This window comes from Paraburkholderia ginsengisoli NBRC 100965, from assembly GCF_000739735.1.
Lineage (GTDB): Bacteria > Pseudomonadota > Gammaproteobacteria > Burkholderiales > Burkholderiaceae > Paraburkholderia > Paraburkholderia ginsengisoli.
On record NZ_BBJF01000003.1, the window covers coordinates 299,541 to 316,476 of the forward strand.

Genomic DNA, 16,936 nt, shown 5'->3' on the forward strand with positions numbered 1-16,936 from the left:
GGCTCCTGGGTCAGGCCGCGGCCTTGGGCACGCTGTGGGTTGCATCGGCGAGACCGAAGTCTTCGGGGAAATGATCGAGCGCGGACAGCACCGGGAACGGCGTCATGCCGCCCATCGCGCACAGCGAGCCGGACACCATCGTGTCGCACAGATCGCGCAGCAGTTGCACCTGACGCGTGGACGTGTCGCCGTTGCGAATCCGTGCGATCACTTCTACGCCGCGCGTCGAGCCGATCCGGCACGGCGTGCACTTGCCGCACGATTCGAGCGCGCAGAAGTGCATCGCGTACTGCGCGAGTTCGGCGAGGTTCGACGTGTCGTCGTGCACGACCAGCCCGCCGTGACCGACCACCGCGCCGACGGCCGCATACGCCTCGTAGTCCAGCGGAATGTCCCACTGGCTTTCGGGCAGGTACGTGCCGAGCGGGCCGCCCACCTGCACCGCGCGCGCCGGCCGCCCGCTTGCCGTGCCGCCGCCGTAGTCGTAGAGCAGTTCGCGCAGCGTCACGCCGAACGCGAGTTCGACGAGGCCGCCTTGCTTCACGTTGCCGGCCAACTGGAACGGCAGCGTGCCGCGCGAGCGGCCCATGCCGAAGTCTTTGTAGAACGCTGCGCCGCGCGCGAAGATGATCGGCACCGTGGCGAGCGTGATCACGTTGTTGATCACGCTCGGCTGGCCGAACAGCCCCGAGAGTGCCGGCACCGGCGGCTTTGCGCGGACGATCCCGCGCTTGCCCTCGAGCGATTCCAGCAGCGCGGTTTCCTCGCCGCATACATACGAGCCCGCGCCCTTCGCGACGAACAGCTCGAAGCGATGCGCGGACGAGCCGAGCACGCTGTCGCCGAGCCAGCCGGCGGCGCGCGCGCGGGCGATGGCCGCTTCGAGCGTCGCGATCGAATGCGGGTATTCGCTGCGCACGTAGATGTAGCCGACTGTCGCGCCGGTCACGACACCCGCGATGATCATCCCTTCGATCAGCATGTACGGATCGCTTTCCATCACGAGGCGATCGGAGAAGGTGCCGGAGTCGCCTTCGTCGGCATTGCAGACCACGTACTTCTGCGCCGCTTGCGCGCCGCGCACCGTGCGCCATTTGATGCCGGCGGGGAACGCCGCGCCGCCACGGCCGCGCAGACCGGAGTCGATCAACGCGGCGCAGGCGGCGTCGCCGTCGGTTTCCAGCGCGCGGCGCAAGCCTTCGAGGCCGCCGTGCGCGACGTAGTCGGCGATGGAAAGCGGGTCGGTGATGCCGATGCGTGCGAAGGTCAGGCGCTGTTGCTTCTTCAGATAGGGAATCTCGTCGACCACGCCGACGCGCCGCGCATGCTCGCCGCCTGCGACGAAGCCGGCGTCGAACAGCGCGGCGACGTCATCGGCTTCGACGTTCGCGTAACCGATGCGGCCTTCCGCCGTGGCGACTTCGACGAGCGGTTCGAGCCACAGCAGACCGCGCGAACCGTTGCGCACCAGCTCGATCTCGATGCCGCGGCGTGCGGCCTCGGCTTCGATCGCTTGCGCCAGCGCATCGGCGCCGAGCGCGAGCGCCGACGAATCGCGGGGAACATAGATGCGCGTCATGCCGTCACCTCCACGCACTTACTGGCGGCCGCGAAGATCGCGTCGAATTTTTGCGGCGAGACCCGCGCGTGCAGCGTGCCGTTGACCATCATCGCCGGGGACAGCGCGCATTGGCCGAGGCAATACACCGACTCCAGTTCCACCGTCGCGCCGGGTTGATGGTCGGCATCGAAGCGGCAACCGGTGTGCGACTCGATATGCCGCGCGAGCGCTTCGGTGCCCATGCTGCGGCACGCTTCCGCGCGGCACAGTTGCACCGTGACCGGCGCGGCGGGCTCGCTGCGGAAGTGGTGGTAGTAGGTGATGACGCCGTGCACTTCGGCGCGCGACAGGCTCAGCGCACGCGCGAGCGGCGCAACCGCGGCGGGCGGCACGTAGCCGAGTTCGTCCTGAATCGCGTGCAACACCGCAAGCAGCGACATGCCGGGGCGCGCGTGACGCTGCACGAGTTGATCCGGCGCGATGGCATGGGAATCGTCCAAGGGGGGCTCCTCCTAAGTCATATATGCACTTGTTATTCATAAAGCGTGCACTTATGCTTCGTTTATTCAGTATGGTATGGCTGAACGATAGGCGGGCCGGACGGTGTACGCAATAGGAAGGAGTTGAACATATATGATCCGAATCGAGTGTCAGGCGCAACTGGTAGTGAAGGGCGCGGACGGCCGCGAGGCCAGCCTGTCGGACGTGGTGCCGCTGCTTGCGTTCGTCGACGAATCCGGCAGCATCGCGCAGGCGGCCGCGCTTAAGGGTTTGTCCTACCGACATGCGTGGGGTTTGTTGCGCAGCATCGAAGAGCGTCTGGGTGGTCCGCTGATTGCTAAGGAGCGTGGCCGTGGCTCAGTGCTCTCCGAACTCGGGCAGGCCGTGTTGCGCGCGCAGCGACTGTGCGGCGAGCGGCTCGACGGCAACATGCAGGCGCTCGCGAGCGAGGTGGCGAGCGACCTGAACCGCTGGCTCGCGCCGCCCACCGACGACGTGCGGATTCACGCGTCGCATGGCTATGCGGTGGCCGCGCTGGTGACGGCGCTCGTCGCGAACGATCTGCCGGTCGACATCAAATACCGCGACAGCGCCGACGCGGTCAGCGCCCTCGCGCGCGGCGAGTGTGATCTCGCAGGTTTTCACCTGCCGCTCGGCGAGTTCCGCGCGGCCTGCGCCGATACCTACCGGCGTTGGCTCGATCCACAGCGCCACGTGCTCGTGCATCTCACGCGACGCAAGCAGGGGCTGTTCATCGGCAAGGGCAATCCGAAACGGATCGCCGGCCTGGGCGATCTGGCGCGCGACGACATCCGCTTCGTCAATCGTCAGCCCGGCTCGGGCACGCGCATGCTGCTCGATCTCGCGCTGCGCCAGCTCGGCATCGACCCGGACCGGGTCAACGGCTACGCGTCGACCGAACTCACGCATTCGGCGATTGCGGCATTCGTCGCGAGCGGCATGGCGGACGTGGGCTTCGGCGTGGAGCCGGCGGCGCATCACTTCGGGCTCGACTTCATGCCGATCGTCGACGAGGACTATTACTTCGCGTGCGACCGCGCGAATTTCGAACGCGCGCCGCTCGCCACCGTGATCGACCTGCTGCGCGGCAGCGCGTTTCGCCATAGCGTCGAGCATCTCGACGGCTACGATCCGCGCGACTGCGGCAAGCTGGTCGATCTCGCCGCCGGCCTCGCCGGCTCTGGCGACGCGGCGGTGTAAGAGGCTGTAAACTTCGGTCAGCCCGCGGCGCTGCGCAGCGCCGCTGTTTCCGCTAATCTCTGAACTTCCGTTTCCGCCTTAACCTCGCGCCACGCCGCGCTGACTCGATATGAAAGCTCTTTTCCACGCATGTGCCGCCGCCGCGACCGCGGGTGCGCTGCTCGCCACCGCTTCGGTTGCATGTGCACAAAATTCACCCGGCGTGCCGGGCGGCATCCTGCAAGACGAGTTCCGTCTTGCCGAGCATCCGCAAATGCCGTTCGCCGCGTCGGCGCCCTCGGACAAATATCAGTCCGGCAAAAAATCGTCGATGCGCAAGCGCGGCGACATGGGCGATCCGAACGGCTGCAATCTGCAGTGTCCTAAAGACGAATAACGTTCTGTACACGGCGGCGCCGGCGTTGCACCGGCGCCGCCTTTTTTACGGCCGAGGTTCCATCGGCCAATCCTCAATGACTGTCAAGGCTTGGCTGTGTGCCACATGTCCTTGAAGCCGTCTCCCTTCGCATCCCCCGCCTGCTTGTCTGCCGCGTAGAGATACAGCGGATGGCCCTTGTACGCCCATTGCTGCTTGCCGTCGGCGCTCGGGATCAGCGTCCAGTCGCCCGACGGTTTATCGGTCGGGCCCGCCGTGGCCGCCGGCCAGTTGCTCATGCAGCCGCCGGTGCAGGCGCTCACGCCGGGCTTGGTGTCTTTGTCGAACGTGTAGAGCGTCATGCCGTCCGCGTTGACGAAGCGGCCGTTGTTCAGCTTGGGCGGATCGGCGAAGGCGCTGTGTTGCAGCGCGACCAGCGCGAGCGGGGCGAGGAAAAGAATTGTCTTGCGCATGATGCGGGCTCCTGTGTTGACGACGTGTTTGCAGCATGTGCTTCGAGTATAGGCAGCGGGCGCAAAGTCGCGGGCTGCCGTTGCGCCTGCCAGCCATAAACGGATGAGCGCGGGAGAATATTCCGTGCGGCTGTGGCAGTCAGATGCGGACTCACGGCGCTTGGTCAGGTATCGAATCTCCTTTGTTATTTTTCTATCTATTTGGAGAATACGAATTTTCTTGGAAATTTTTGGGAAAATTCTTTTGTTAGTTTTATGATAATCCGACTTATATCTCAATTCGTTTTGTGTTTGTCGCGAATTTGGCGAGGTTTATAAAATAATTAATCAACCTGGCCTGCCCTGGTGAGAATGCAAGCGGATCCAGCAATTGGGCGGCTTGGCGGAGGGTCTTGTGACATAGCGCGCCGCGCCGTGTAATAAGGTTTTCGGTCGAATTGGGCGGGCTGCGCGTACCGCGCCTGGAACGCCATCCAATTATATTTGCACGATAAAAATATTTATAAATATAAGATGGAAGTGTAAAAAAACGCAAACGAGCGGATATCAATAATTTCCGATGGTAAGATTCGCACTGCTTGCCGAATCGGGGTTTTATTCGCGGGCAAATTTGTTTAATCACTAAAAAGGTATTTGAAATGCAAAAGATCAATCGCAATGACCTGGCTAAATCCGCTATTGCAGGCGGCTGCTGCAAGACTGCCAACAAGACGGCGCCGGCTGCATCGAAGCCGGTGAAGGCGTAAGCCTGCGTGCCGGGGCAGTCCTCGCGGACTGCCCCGGCCTTTAGCATCAACGTGGAGTGAAACATGAGGTCGTGGGCCACCGCGTCGGTCATGCTGGCTTCGCTGCGCAATCGCATTGCGCATGCCGGGCGCAGACTGCAAGGCAGGTTGATCGCCCGCATGCCGGCTTCGGCAATCGAACCATTGGCCGCTGTCGTGTGGAAAGTCCACAGTCTCGTCAGCGCGCGCACGCGCTGGAACGGCATCTCGCGCTGCGAGATCGGCCGCGACGTGTTCGGGCTGGCGCCGTTTAGCGCCACTCAGGTGTCGTCCGGCAGTCTGCGTGAAAGCCTGATCGACAAGCGGATCTATTACGGCCGTCTGTCGCGCGGCCGCGAAGAGTGGCCGGACCTGGAGCGCGTAGCCACCCTGCTGGCCGCAAGAATCCGGCAACTGCAGGCGGAGGTGCCGGGGCGTCCCGTTATCGTGTCGCCGTTTCACTACGTGTCGCAGTACGCGAACATCTATGTGATCGACGCGTTGCGGGAAAGACTCGGACTCGAAGAGATTTCCGTGGTGTCCGGCGTGCCGCGCGATATGTACGGCGACGACCAGACACTCATCCCCAGTGTGACCGTGCTCTACACCTATGGCGACGACGACCGCAACGGGCTGGGTCTGCGTGTCGCGAAAACGCTGCGGCGCAACGGCGTCGCGGTGGTGTTCGCCGACGTGCCGCCGTTCACGCTGTACCGCTATCCGATGGAGACGGTCGGCGTGTCGATCTTCGGGCGCAATGCGCGCATTCACAACGGCGTGTTCCGGCTGGGTTCGGCGTTCAATGCGATGCTGCTGCCGTTCTATCTGCGCTTCAGGCAAGGCCGGTTCAGCGCCGAGCTGTTCGAGCCGCTGCGGCTCGCCGATCCCAACGCCCCGCAACAGCTCGCCGGTTATATCGAAACAGCCGTAACCGACAACTATCCCGACTGGCTCGTTTCAGGACATCCGTCGATGTACTCGTTCGCGCCGGTCCGCTAGACATGCCTCGCCCGGCCTGACAGCCGCGCGACACAACAAACGTCCGCCTCAGACGGACAGAGACGGGGCCGGACAGAGACCACGCAGAGACCACCCTGCCGGCACCCGACAGCAATGACGCTATGGAACCCATCAATCTCCCCCAGTTCAGGGACGTCTCATGGCGCTGGATCGCGTACGCGACCTCCACGCTCGTGAGCGCCGCGATCGTGTTCGCGTTCGTCTACGACGTCGAACTGAAGCAGGACGTGCGCGCGGAAATCGTGTCGCCATCCGAAGTCAAGATTCAGGGGCTGAGCGGCCTCGTGTCCGACATTTACGTGAACCGCTCGACGCGCGTCGCGCAGGGTGCGCCGCTGTTCCGCCTCGAGCGCGATCTTTCGCTCGCGAGCAATGGCCTGCAACGCCAGGCATTCGACGAACATGACCGGGACGAACAGATTCGCACGAGCGACGCGCAATACCTCCAGCGCAAGGCCGACCTCGGCGCGCAACTGACCGCAGCGGGGCTGACTGCGCAAAGCCGGCGCGCCGAGATTTCCGCGCTCGACGAACAACTGGCACAGAACCGCGCGCTCTCCGACGAAGCCGGCCGCAAGCTGGCGCGGCTGGAGTCGGTGGCCGACTACGTCACTGCCGACCGCATCGAGCAGGCGAGCGCCGACACTCATCAGGCGAAAGTCGCGCTCGCTCAAAGCGCGGCGCGTCGTCAGCAGCTCGCCGCCGAACTGGGCGCGGCGACCGGCACGCAAACGGGCCTCGCCGCGCAGCTCAACGAACTCGACGCGCGCCACGCGCGTGAGTTGCAGGACATCCGCATGCGCTTCGAGCAGACCCGCCAGGACGCGACGATCTCCGCGCCGAAAGCCGGCGTCGTCACCTATTCGGGTCTGGTGCCGGGGCGCACGCTCGCGCCCGACGACGTCGCGCTCGTCATCTCGACCGGCGGGAAGGGCGCGCTGCGCGCCGCGCTGCGCATTCCGTCGCGCCGGCGTGGCTTCGTGCGCGAAGGGCAAATTGTGCGGCTCAAGTTCGACGCGTTCCCGTACGCGAAATTCGGCAGCTATCCGGCGCGGATCGATTCGATTTCGCGCACCACGGTGCGCTCGGCGATGTCGCCGGCGGGCGCGTCCGAGCCGCGCAGCCCCGACGGCGATTACATGGCGTGGGCCACGCTGAGCGGCGACACGTTCAACTTCGAACGGCAACGCTTCGACATTCTGCCGGGCATGGTCGCGACCGCGAGCATCGTGATCGAGCGCCGCACCATCGCCGAATGGGTGCTCGCGCCGCTGTTCCGCGTGCTGCGAGGTTGACGATGCGCGCGATCTATCAAAACGAAGTGGCCGAGTGCGGCTACGCGTGTCTCGCGATGGTGCTGTCGCACTTCGGCCGCGCGACTGAAGTGCGTGAGTTGCAGGCATTCAGGCCGGTTTCGGCGAACGGTCTGACGTTGATGGACCTGTACGACGTCGCCGTCGAATACGGGCTCGCCGTGCAGGCCTACCGCTTCGGCGGCGGGGACCTGTCGAGCGTCAAGCGCGGATCGATCCTGCACTTCGGCGGCGCCCATTTCGTCGTGTTCGAAAAGGCCGGGCGCGGCTACGTGCAGGTGATCGATCCGGCGACCGGCCGGCGCCGCATCTCGATGGATACGTTCGTTGCCAATGTGTCGGGTTATCTGCTCGAATGCGCGCCGACGCCGGCCATGCCACGCATCCGCAACAAGTCGCGCGTGCCGGCGGCGCTCGCGCTAGTGCGCGCGCTCAATCCGCAGCTCAACGCGCAGATCGTCAAGGTGATGTTCATCGCGCTCGGCAGCCAGTTTGCGATTCTCGCGATGCCGTACCTCGGCAATCTGGTGCTCGACGACGTGGTGGCCGCCGACAACCTGAATCTGCTCAACGTGCTGGTGCTGACGTTCTCCGGCATTTTCATCGTCGGCGCGCTGAGCCAGTACATCGAAACCTACCTCGTCGAACTGCTGCACGGCCTCGTGCAGATGAACATGACCGAGGGCCTGCTGGCGAAGCTGCTGAGCAATCCGATTCCGTACTTCGAAAAGCGCCACGTCGGCGATCTGTTCGCGCGCGTGAAGGCGCAGGACGAGATCAGCGTGTACGCGACGCGCACCTCGATCGCGCTCGGCATCGACTTGATCGTCGGCCTGCTCGCGCTTGCGCTGATGCTGGTGCAGAGCCCCCAACTGACCGCGATCGCGCTGCTGATCTTCGTGCTCTACGTGGCGGTGTCGTTTGCGCTTTTCGCGCGCATGCGCGACACGCACGCGCTCGTGCTGGAAGAGTCGGCGCGCTGCGACGACACGCTGATCGAAACGATTCGCGGCGCGTCGCTGATCAAGCTGTCGCAGGGTGAGACGCGGCGCACCGCGATCTTCATGGCGAAGTACCGCGCGTATTTCGCGGCGGTCGTGCAGAATAGCCGGCTCGGCAGCGCGCGCGACGCGATCCTGAAGCTCGTCAACTACGCGGACATGATCGCGATCACCTGGTTCGCCGCGCGCCTGATGTTGGGCGGCGCGATCTCGGTTGGCGTGTTCTATTCGTTTCTGATCTACAAGTCGCTGCTGTCCGAGCGCTTCGCGCGCTCGATCAACGCGGCCTTCGAATACTTCATGCTGAGCGTGCCGGTCGCGCGGGTCGGCGATATCGTCGACGGCGAAGCGGAGCGCTACACGCCGCCGGCCGATGTGCACAAGACCGTCGAGGTGCGCAGCTTCGGGCGCATCGAAGTGCGCGACGTCACGTTTCGCTACGGCGTGTCGGATCAGCCGGTGCTCAAGCACGCGAACCTCGTGATCCGCAAGGGCGACAAGATCGTGATCACCGGCGCGTCGGGCAGCGGCAAGTCCACGCTGTTCAAGCTGCTCGCGGCGGCTGAGCCGCTTCAGGAAGGCGAGATCCTGCTGAACGGCATCGCGTGGCCGAATCTCGCCGTCGACGAAATCCGCCGTCACGCGGTGCATATGCGGCAGGGCGATCTGATCCTGCACGGCTCGATTGCGGACAACGTGTCGCTGTTCGCCGGCAACGCGGACGAAGCACGCATTCACGCGCTGCTCGACGACGTCGGCTTGCTGCCCGACGTGATGCGCTTGCCGATGCGAACGCGCACGGTGATCAGCGACACGATCGCGAATATCTCCGCCGGTCAGCGGCAGCGTCTGCTGCTCGCGCGTGCGCTGTACCAGCAGCGCGAACTGCTGTTGCTCGACGAGCCGACGTCGAATCTCGACCCCGCGTCGGTGCGGCAGATCGTTGCGTTGCTGCAGCGGATCGACCGGACCGTCGTCGTAATTACGCACGATATGTCGCTCGCGGCGGCGTTCGAGACGCGCTATCGGCTGGTCGAAGGCGAGCTGCTGTGCGAGGCGCGGGCCGAGGCGATGACCGATGAATAAGCGCACCGTAGCGGGCCTGCTGTTGGCGCTCGTCGGCGTGGCTCACGCTGCCAGCGCAGCGGCCGTCGACCTGCTCACCGTCGCGCAGCAGGCCGCCGACCGCGACGCGGCCCTGGCCGCATCGCGCGCGGGCTCGCGAGCCGCGCGGCAGGCGCTGCCCAAAGCCCGCGCGGCGTTGTTGCCGCAACTGTCGGGAGGCTGGGGGCGCGCGTACAACAAGACGGTGATGGAGGGGGTGCCGGGCGAGAGCTACTGGCAGAACGGCTGGACCGTCACACTGTCGCAGCCGGTCTTCGACTGGGGCCGCTGGACCGCGTACCGGCAAGCCGACCTGGTCGGCGCGCGCGGCACGGTCGACGCGGCGCGCGCGCAGCAGGCGGCCATCCTGCAAGCCGTGCGCGCGTATTTCGACGAACTCGCCGCCGAAGACGAACTCGCGCGCGCCGACGACTACACGGCAGCGCTCGAAGAGCACATGGCTCAGTTGCGGCGCCGGCGGGCGGCAGGGGAGGCGACCGTGATCGACTTGCAGGAGGCGGAGGCCGCCCGCGAGCAGGCGCGGCTGCAGCAACTGGACGCGCGCAGCGATTTGCGACTGCGGCGGCTGTCGCTCGAGCAGATCACCGGGCAGCCGTTTGCGGGGCTGGCGCGGCTGTCGGATACCGCGCTGATGCCGCGTCTGAGTCCCGACAATCGCGAAAGCTGGGCCGCGCAGGCCGAGGCTCACGACTATTGGGTGCAGTTGAAGCAGATCGACCGGCGCATCGCGCAGTTCGACGTCGAGAAGGCGCGGGCGCGCAATCTGCCGGTCGTGAATCTGACGGCGAGCCATACGCCGGCCGGCGCGGCCTCCGGCTATTCCCGGCCGACGACGACCACCACGGCGATGCTGTCGGTGACGATTCCGATTTTCGAGGGCGGCGAGACGGACGCGATCATCGATGAAACGCTGGCGCTCCAGGACAAGGCGCAGGAAGAACTGCTCGGCGCAACCCGGGTGGCTGGCGCGACGGCGCGGGAGAACTGGTCGCGCTTTCATGACGGCGTCACGCGGGTCGACGCGTTGACGCGTCTCGCGCGGACTTCACACGCCGCGCTGCTCGCGACGCAGGTGGGCTACAAGGTGGGCAGCCGGACGAGCACCGATGTGTTGCGGGCGGCGGAGGCGTTTTACGCGAATCGGCGGGATCTGATTCTGGCGCGCTATACGGCGATCGTCGCGTTGTTGCAGCTCAAGGCCGCGACGGCGACGCTGGATCTGGGCGAGGTCGCCCGGGTGAATGGGTTGCTGGATGGGGCGGAAAGGAGCGGGAGCGCGGTTGCGGATCGCCAAGCCGTTGCAGAAGACGATCGAGGCGTTACGGGTGAGGGCGTCGTGCCGCGGATGCAGGCGCAAGCGAGCGCCCCTCCGCCGATGACTCCCGCGCCGCCGGCGCCCTCAGGTCCGCCGGTGATGACGCCGCTCGAAGCCTTGCGCCTTGCGCAACAGAAGGCACTCGCGGCAACCCGCTAAGGAGCGCCGGCGGAAAAGAGACTGGGCGGAAAATAGAAAACCCCGCAAGCCTGAGGCTAACGGGGTTTCTTATATGACGCTCGCTGTTGCCAGCGCGATGTTTGGGGCGGCGTCACTCGAATTGTGGCGTGTAAGCCACGTCAGTGAAGGATCGCGTCGTTTTCGTTCGGAAATGTACCCCTAAAAATACCCCCGAAAACTCCTCGCTGAATGGTTTTCGTCTGGCAAGCGCCACGGTTCCCCGAGTTCTACAATCGCCGACAGCACATTTGTCACCCGATTGTATGAAACGTTCGTTCAAAAAAGCAGATGAAGCCCGCGCCTTCCTGCGGGAGTTGCTGCCGGTCGGCTCGCGCCTCCCCGGAGAAGCCGTGCGCCGGATCGCGGAACAGGCCGGGATCAACCTTCACACGCTCGACGCGGCGTCCTGTGGCTGGGTCACAAAAAGGAAGGCCGTTGACCCATCTGACGGGCGGCAGAGACATTTTTGGTGGATCGAGCCGCAGTCGAAGCCGAAGCCGCCGCCGGAACCGAAGCCGTCCAGGTGCAAGCCGGATGATGCTTTTCGGGCGGGGTATCTCGCGGCGCTGGGCGATCTTGAGTACGCATGCCGCAGCGCGCTAAAGTCCCGGCCGATAGGCTCAAAGATCAGGAACGAGGCGTTGAAGCTCCTTCGTTCAATGGTTGATGAAAAAGCGAATAAGGCAAAAGAATCATAATGTTATGAATCTTCTCGGTACGGAGAAGAGCGGGCGAGAGCCGCGTTTTCCGACCTAGGAAAAGGTTGCGCAAGCTGGCGCTCGATGGGCAATAAAGTTCGTGTTCCTCCTTTTTTGGGTTGAACATGAAAAAAGAAATTACCCCCTTGCGCTGCTTGGCTGCGGCGCTGCCGGAGTCCAAAGCGTTGCCGCTTGATGGCTTCAGCCGATGGAGCGACCTGCGCGATTTCGTCCCGATGTCGCGCGAAAGCGTGCGCTTACGCGAATTGGCAGGCCGCTTCCCGAAACGCGTAAGGCTGGGCTCGGAACGCTGCGTCGGTTGGGAAAATCGGCAAATACACCAGTGGCTGACCGATCCCGACGGCTACCGCGCTACGGAGGCTTGATTGATGACTCACGCCGAGCGCAGCACTGTACCGCCCAGCGCCTTGTCCAAACCGCGCCGCAAACACAAAGCAGAGGCGTCGCGCCGCAAACCGGTTTCGCTGCAGCGTCGCGCCAATGACGTTCTGTCAGGCCTTGACCTGATTGCGGCCCGCTTCGATCGGGCTGCAACTGATCTGGTCACAAAGAAAACGCAGTACGCAGGGATTGGTCTGGCGAGTTTGTATCGCGACTCGCAGTTCGATCTGGCAGCGCGCGACATAACGACTCCGGCTGAGCGGCGGATTGCCCGCTCCGCATGGAATTCCGCGTTTGAGCGTGAAGTCGCGCTCAAATATCCCAGTCATCCGCGTACGTTGCTGCGCAAGCGGGGGCAATGCAATGGCGGCTAGATGGCTGAAGCTGTGCGAGATCACTGAGGACTGCGAGGTCCAGATTCGCACCCAGTTGGATGAGGAAAAGGTCCGCGAATATGCCGAGGCCATGACAGCGGGCGAAAAATTCCCGCGCCCAGTGGTGTTTTTCGACAGGCTGACGTACTGGCTTGCGTCCGGCTATCACCGGGTGGAAGCCGCGCGCGTCGCCGGTCTCTCGGAGATCGAGTGTGATGTGCGTGACGGCCAAAAGCGTGATGCCGCGCTCTTTGCCCTGAGCGATAACAAGCACGGCGTTCACCTAACGCGCGTTGAAAAGCGCCGCGCGGTAGAGCGAATTATGGGTGATGGCGAGTGGACGAGGATGACCGACCTTGCGATTGCGCGACACATCGGCGTTAGCCGCGAATTTGTTAATCGAGTCCGAAACTCCTATGCGCCAGCGGATGAAGGTGTGACTAAGTCACACCTTGAGGCATTGCGGGAGGGTGGCAAAGTCATCGAGTGCACAACTTTCACGGCAACCGAAACAGCCGAAATCGACGGCGTGAAAGCCGCAACGATTACGCCTGATGCCGGTGGCACGTGCGAAGTGGAGGCCTCGTTTCCGGGTGAGCCCGAACCATCTGCCGTCGAGCTTGATGAACTTGCCGTGGCACGCGGGATTATCGCCGAGCAGGCCCGCGAAATTGCGCGTCTGACGGCCATCGTCCGTGACCTTCAGGAGATTGCGGCATGAGCCCGTTAAAAAAACGCTTGACGCCGGAAAACTCGATGCAATATTCTAATTGCGTTACTGAAACAACAGTGACTCGGGCGTCGCGGCTCGATTTGCAAAAGGCGGACAACCGCCAACCGGCGGTATTTTTTCGTCTGTATGCCTTCGCGCGTCTTCTTCAATGGCGGGCCTTGGCTGAGGGGACACCTTCGGGTGTGCCGGTTTCCTTTTGCGCCGGTCCGCGAACCCCAAAGCCCTGCGCCTGCCACCACCGCTTCGCGGCGGATGTGGCGGGTCTCGAAACCGCTGCAAAAGGAGGCCGCACCATGCGCCGCACTCACGCTCGTCCTGAGCAACCGCAATCACAAATCGAAATCATTCGTGTCGCCTTGCGCGATGCGACAACCGCGCCGACTGTGTTCGACGCACTCGACATTGCTGGCGACGCTCTGCGCCGTCTGGCCGAAATCAATCGTCAGGAGGTGGCTCGTGGATAATTTTTACTCGCGCGGCCACGGTCCGGTTTCGGATGCAATCGGACAGATTGATTTCTGTACAACGATGCCGGTCGGCGGCCTTGCCGATAACCTCGCAAAAGTCCACGCGGTGTCGCAGGGTCTCGCCGCTATTCTTCGAATTGCGCGCGCCGACGGGCTCGCGAGGGAGCGCGATGCCAGCGAAACCGGGCCGCTGCTCGCGCCGGGAGCGGTTGACGCGCTCCTGGCGCTGGGCGAGGTCTCGGCTGGAATGCTTGCAGACGACGCCGAAGCGCTTGCCGAATGGATTGGGCGCAGCGCTCGCGTTGCCGACGATGGAATTCGGCGTGCAAGCGGCAGTGAGGACTCCTAAACATGAGTGAGATCGTTTGCGAGCGAGCACGGATTGAGGCGGCGCTATCGTGCATTCCGCCTGATGTTGGGCGCGATCAATGGTGGCGCATCGCGGCATCGCTCAAAGATGAGTTTGGCGACGATGGTTTCGACGTGTTCGACCGTTGGAGCCAAGGCTGTGACCGATACTCGGTCAGCGATGCGCGCGATACGTGGCGCTCCCTGCAACCCGGTCGAGGTATCACTATCGCCAGCCTGCTCGACATGGCGAAGAGGCACGGTTTCGATCCGCGCTCGCATAGGGCTGCACCCATTGACCCGTCAGAGCAGGAGCGACGCCGTGCCGAACGCGCCACCAGAGCAAAACACGAGGATGCGCGGCGCGCGAAAGAACGTACGAACGCCGCAAAACTCGCGCTTACCGTCTGGAACACGGCCAAACCCGTACAGGGCGGCCACCCTTACCTGACACGCAAGGGTCTGGCCGCGCCGAGTACGTTACGTGAGCTTGACGCCGACAAGCTCGCCGCCCTGATCGGCTACAAGGCTTCGTCGTCGGGCGAAGAACTGACGGGGCGCATTCTGGTTGCTCGCATCCAGTCGGACACGCTGCTCACGTCAGTCGAAATGATTGACGAATCTGGGCGCAAATCGGCCCTGAAGGGTGGCGCGAAGGCTGGCGGCTATTGGGTCGCATCAGCGCCGACGAAGGCGTCAAGGCGCATTCTCGTCGGGGAGGGCGTGGCGACTGTGCTGTCGCTTCATGTGTGCACTGGGGACGCGGCTGTCGCTGCACTGTCGTCAGGCAATCTTGCGAAGGTGGCGCGGGCAATGCGCGAAGCGTTTCCGTATGCAGAGATCGTCGTTTGCGGAGACTTGGGGAACGGGCAGGATCAGGCGTGCGAAGCTGCACAGGCAGTCGGCGGCGCGCTGGCCTTGCCGGATTTCGGGCCGGATGCAGGCAACGGCCATACGGACTTTAATGACATGCTCATGCTGAGCGGTGCCGATGCTGTGCGCGACGTCATCAACGCTGCTGTTGATGCCGCCGTATGCGTGGCGCAAAGCCATGTCGCGCCGCCAGAAGAAGATGGCGGCCCACACGCGCGCTACGTCGTGTCTGACGATGGGGTTCATTACATCGGCGTCCGGCACGACCCCAAGGCCGAAAGAGACGTTGAGTTGCCGCCTGTCAGACTGTGCGACCGACTGGAAATCATCGGACGGGGCGAGGACGATTCCGGGCAGAACTATCGGATTCTCCGCTGGCGCAGTCGTGGAAGCGGGACTGAGCGGACAATTGCCCTTCCACTTGCCGAGGTCGGCGAGCGCGAAGGCTGGTCCCGTTTGCGCGGACTAGGACTGGCAGTCTCCACGGGTCGGCAGAAGACGGAACTGTTGGCCGAATATCTCCAGACGAGCGGTAGCGATGATCGGCACCGCGTGACAGCGCTCGGCGGATGGCAGCACGGCGGGTACATCCTGCCCTCGGGCGAGGTGCTTGGCAATCCGAGTGCGCCGGTCTTCTTCAACGGCGACAAGAGCGCGGTAGCAGCATATGTTGCCGCTGGAACGGTCGAAAGCTGGCGTGACTCTGTTGCTCGCCTCGCTCGTGGCAATACGAGGCCGACGCTCGCTATCGGCGTGGCGCTCGCGGCACCACTGCTGAGCCTCGTTGATCTTGAAGTCAGGCGGCATCCACATTTTCGGCAAATCCGGGTCTGGCAAAACCACCACGGCGAAGGTCGGCGCTTCGGCATGGGGCTCGCCCGGCCAGCAGGTTCTTAGCTGGGATTCGACCGCCTTGGCGCTTTCCAATGCCGCCGCCGCTCGCAACGATGGCCTGATGCTGCTCGATGAACTTGGGCAGGGCAGTCCTGATGCCGTCGCGCGGGCTAGTTATGTCGTTTTTAACGGCGTCTCGCGGATGCAGGGAGCACGGGACGGCGGGAATCGCGAGCAAGCCCGCTGGCGTGTTCTGGTGCTGTCCACGGGCGAAATTGATCTTGCGGGTTTCATGAGCGGCGGGGGGCATCGAACGCGCGCCGGTCAGGAGGTCCGACTGGCGAGTCTGCCCGCTGACGCCGGAAAGGGTTTCGGCGCGTTCGATCACCTAAGCGGGCATGCCGATAGCGGCGAGCTTGCCGAGGCCCTTGACGATGCTGCTCGCGACAACCATGGCGTTGTTGGCCGCGCATTCGTCGAGCACATCGCCGAGAATCGTGAATCCGCTGTGGCCCGGCTGCGTGTCGCTATCAAGCGTGTTCACGACGGCCTGCCGGAGGGTGCATCGGGTCAGGTTCGGCGTGTGGCGGCGCGCTTTGCTGTCGTGGCCGAGGCGCTTGAAATTGCGACGGACGTTGCGCTAACCGGATGGGATGCGGGCGACGGGCGGACGGCTGTCATGTCGTGCTTTTCTGCCTGGCTGTCCCGTTTCGGCGCGGGCAACCGTGAAGACCAGCAAATCACTGAGCAGGCGGAAAGCTGGTTTGGTCTGCACGCGGCGGGGAGGTTCATTGACTGTCGAGACGCTGCACAGCCGGACTGGCCGCCACGCATCCAAAGCTGCGCTGGGTATCTCAAACTGGATGCGTCTGGCGCTCTCTTTTGGCTCGTGGATCGCGGCGTGTTCGCCAACGAGATTGCCAAAGGCTTCGACTGCTCTGCCGCCGCCGACGTGCTCGCGGTAGCCGGGATGCTGACGAAGGGAAGCGACGGAAAGGCGACATCGAAACACAAGACGCCGGATAGACCGGGCGGGGATGCGCGACGGTTTTACAAGTTCGTTCGTACCGCCCGCGCTGATCCCGACGAGTACCAAGATCAATGATTACGCGCACACGTGCGATAAAACATGGTGGAACCGGTGGAACGGTGGAACCAATACTCTCTAGGCCTTATGTGGCGGGGTTTTTCACGGTTCCACCTCGGTTCCACCTAACTGATGCGAGGTGGAACCCATTCGGCTTTTTCAGGCATGAAATCCTTTGGTTCCACGGTGAAAATGGCTTAGGTGGAACCGTGGTGGAACCGCAATTTTCCATTGAATCAATGGCTTAAGTCACCGGTTCCACCGTTCCACCGGTTCCGCCGTCTTTTCTAA

At 63.8% G+C, this 16,936-nt stretch carries 18 protein-coding genes; 14 read left to right on the plus strand and 4 right to left on the minus strand.

The window, feature by feature from the left end; translation table 11 throughout:
- Window positions 1-10: 10 nt before the first annotated feature.
- Complete coding sequence (locus BGI01S_RS02410; protein WP_042321816.1) at window positions 11-1,579, minus strand: formate dehydrogenase beta subunit; 1,569 nt, start codon at window positions 1,577-1,579, stop codon at window positions 11-13.
- Window positions 1,576-2,061, minus strand: coding sequence for an NAD(P)H-dependent oxidoreductase subunit E (locus tag BGI01S_RS02415; protein ID WP_042321818.1), 486 nt, complete (start codon window positions 2,059-2,061; stop codon window positions 1,576-1,578). Before BGI01S_RS02415 ends, BGI01S_RS02410 begins: the two co-directional genes overlap by 4 nt.
- Before the next feature lie 133 nt (window positions 2,062-2,194).
- Between BGI01S_RS02415 and BGI01S_RS02420 the strand changes: the two genes are divergently transcribed.
- Together BGI01S_RS02420 and BGI01S_RS02425 are read left to right on the plus strand one after the other, a co-directional pair.
- Entirely contained in the window at window positions 2,195-3,283 is a 1,089-nt protein-coding gene (locus tag BGI01S_RS02420; protein ID WP_042321820.1) for a substrate-binding domain-containing protein, read from the plus strand.
- A gap of 109 nt (window positions 3,284-3,392) precedes the next feature.
- Window positions 3,393-3,659: a hypothetical protein gene (locus BGI01S_RS02425; protein WP_042321822.1), complete on the plus strand. Its 267-nt coding sequence runs from the start codon at window positions 3,393-3,395 to the stop codon at window positions 3,657-3,659.
- 83 nt (window positions 3,660-3,742) lie between these two features.
- On the opposite strand, the gene BGI01S_RS02430 is transcribed toward BGI01S_RS02425, so the two are convergent.
- Both BGI01S_RS02430 and BGI01S_RS30040 read right to left on the minus strand, forming a co-directional pair.
- Complete coding sequence (locus tag BGI01S_RS02430; RefSeq protein WP_042321824.1) at window positions 3,743-4,111, minus strand: COG4315 family predicted lipoprotein; 369 nt, start codon at window positions 4,109-4,111, stop codon at window positions 3,743-3,745.
- Window positions 4,112-4,379: 268 nt separating this feature from the next.
- The gene (locus BGI01S_RS30040; protein ID WP_157004104.1) at window positions 4,380-4,949 is read right to left on the minus strand and encodes a hypothetical protein; all 570 of its coding nucleotides are present in this window, start codon (window positions 4,947-4,949) and stop codon (window positions 4,380-4,382) included.
- Here BGI01S_RS30040 and BGI01S_RS02435 point away from each other — a divergent pair.
- From BGI01S_RS02435 to BGI01S_RS30810, 12 genes are all read left to right on the plus strand, one after another.
- Window positions 4,921-5,874, plus strand: coding sequence for a lysophospholipid acyltransferase family protein (locus BGI01S_RS02435; protein WP_042321827.1), 954 nt, complete (start codon window positions 4,921-4,923; stop codon window positions 5,872-5,874). The genes BGI01S_RS30040 and BGI01S_RS02435 overlap by 29 nt on opposite strands.
- 122 nt (window positions 5,875-5,996) lie before the next feature.
- The gene (locus BGI01S_RS02440) at window positions 5,997-7,190 is read left to right on the plus strand and encodes an HlyD family secretion protein (RefSeq protein WP_042321830.1); all 1,194 of its coding nucleotides are present in this window, start codon (window positions 5,997-5,999) and stop codon (window positions 7,188-7,190) included.
- A 2-nt stretch (window positions 7,191-7,192) separates the two neighbouring features.
- Complete coding sequence (locus tag BGI01S_RS02445; RefSeq protein WP_042321833.1) at window positions 7,193-9,295, plus strand: peptidase domain-containing ABC transporter; 2,103 nt, start codon at window positions 7,193-7,195, stop codon at window positions 9,293-9,295.
- Entirely contained in the window at window positions 9,288-10,808 is a 1,521-nt protein-coding gene (locus tag BGI01S_RS02450; RefSeq protein WP_084585243.1) for a TolC family outer membrane protein, read from the plus strand. The genes BGI01S_RS02445 and BGI01S_RS02450 overlap by 8 nt, the downstream gene beginning before the upstream one ends.
- Before the next feature lie 284 nt (window positions 10,809-11,092).
- Window positions 11,093-11,527 carry a hypothetical protein gene (locus tag BGI01S_RS02455; RefSeq protein WP_042321836.1) on the plus strand — a complete coding sequence of 145 codons (435 nt, stop codon included), beginning with the start codon at window positions 11,093-11,095 and terminating at the stop codon, window positions 11,525-11,527.
- 125 nt (window positions 11,528-11,652) lie between these two features.
- Window positions 11,653-11,913: a helix-turn-helix transcriptional regulator gene (locus BGI01S_RS02460; RefSeq protein WP_042322570.1), complete on the plus strand. Its 261-nt coding sequence runs from the start codon at window positions 11,653-11,655 to the stop codon at window positions 11,911-11,913.
- A gap of 3 nt (window positions 11,914-11,916) precedes the next feature.
- Window positions 11,917-12,303, plus strand: coding sequence for a hypothetical protein (locus tag BGI01S_RS02465; protein ID WP_157004105.1), 387 nt, complete (start codon window positions 11,917-11,919; stop codon window positions 12,301-12,303).
- Window positions 12,293-13,024 (plus strand): ParB/RepB/Spo0J family partition protein, encoded by a 732-nt coding sequence (locus BGI01S_RS28875; protein ID WP_052400403.1) that lies wholly within the window; start codon window positions 12,293-12,295, stop codon window positions 13,022-13,024. The genes BGI01S_RS02465 and BGI01S_RS28875 overlap by 11 nt, the downstream gene beginning before the upstream one ends.
- Entirely contained in the window at window positions 13,021-13,500 is a 480-nt protein-coding gene (locus BGI01S_RS30045; RefSeq protein ID WP_157004106.1) for a hypothetical protein, read from the plus strand. The genes BGI01S_RS28875 and BGI01S_RS30045 overlap by 4 nt, the downstream gene beginning before the upstream one ends.
- A complete protein-coding gene (locus tag BGI01S_RS02475) occupies window positions 13,493-13,852 on the plus strand; it encodes a hypothetical protein (protein WP_042321840.1) in 360 nt (119 codons plus the stop codon). Before BGI01S_RS30045 ends, BGI01S_RS02475 begins: the two co-directional genes overlap by 8 nt.
- Before the next feature lie 2 nt (window positions 13,853-13,854).
- Entirely contained in the window at window positions 13,855-15,621 is a 1,767-nt protein-coding gene (locus tag BGI01S_RS30805; protein WP_052400404.1) for a DUF927 domain-containing protein, read from the plus strand.
- On the plus strand, window positions 15,515-16,663 hold the full coding sequence (locus tag BGI01S_RS30810; RefSeq protein ID WP_255219634.1) for a DUF927 domain-containing protein: 1,149 nt from the start codon (window positions 15,515-15,517) through the stop codon (window positions 16,661-16,663). The genes BGI01S_RS30805 and BGI01S_RS30810 overlap by 107 nt, the downstream gene beginning before the upstream one ends.
- Window positions 16,664-16,936 lie beyond the last annotated feature (273 nt).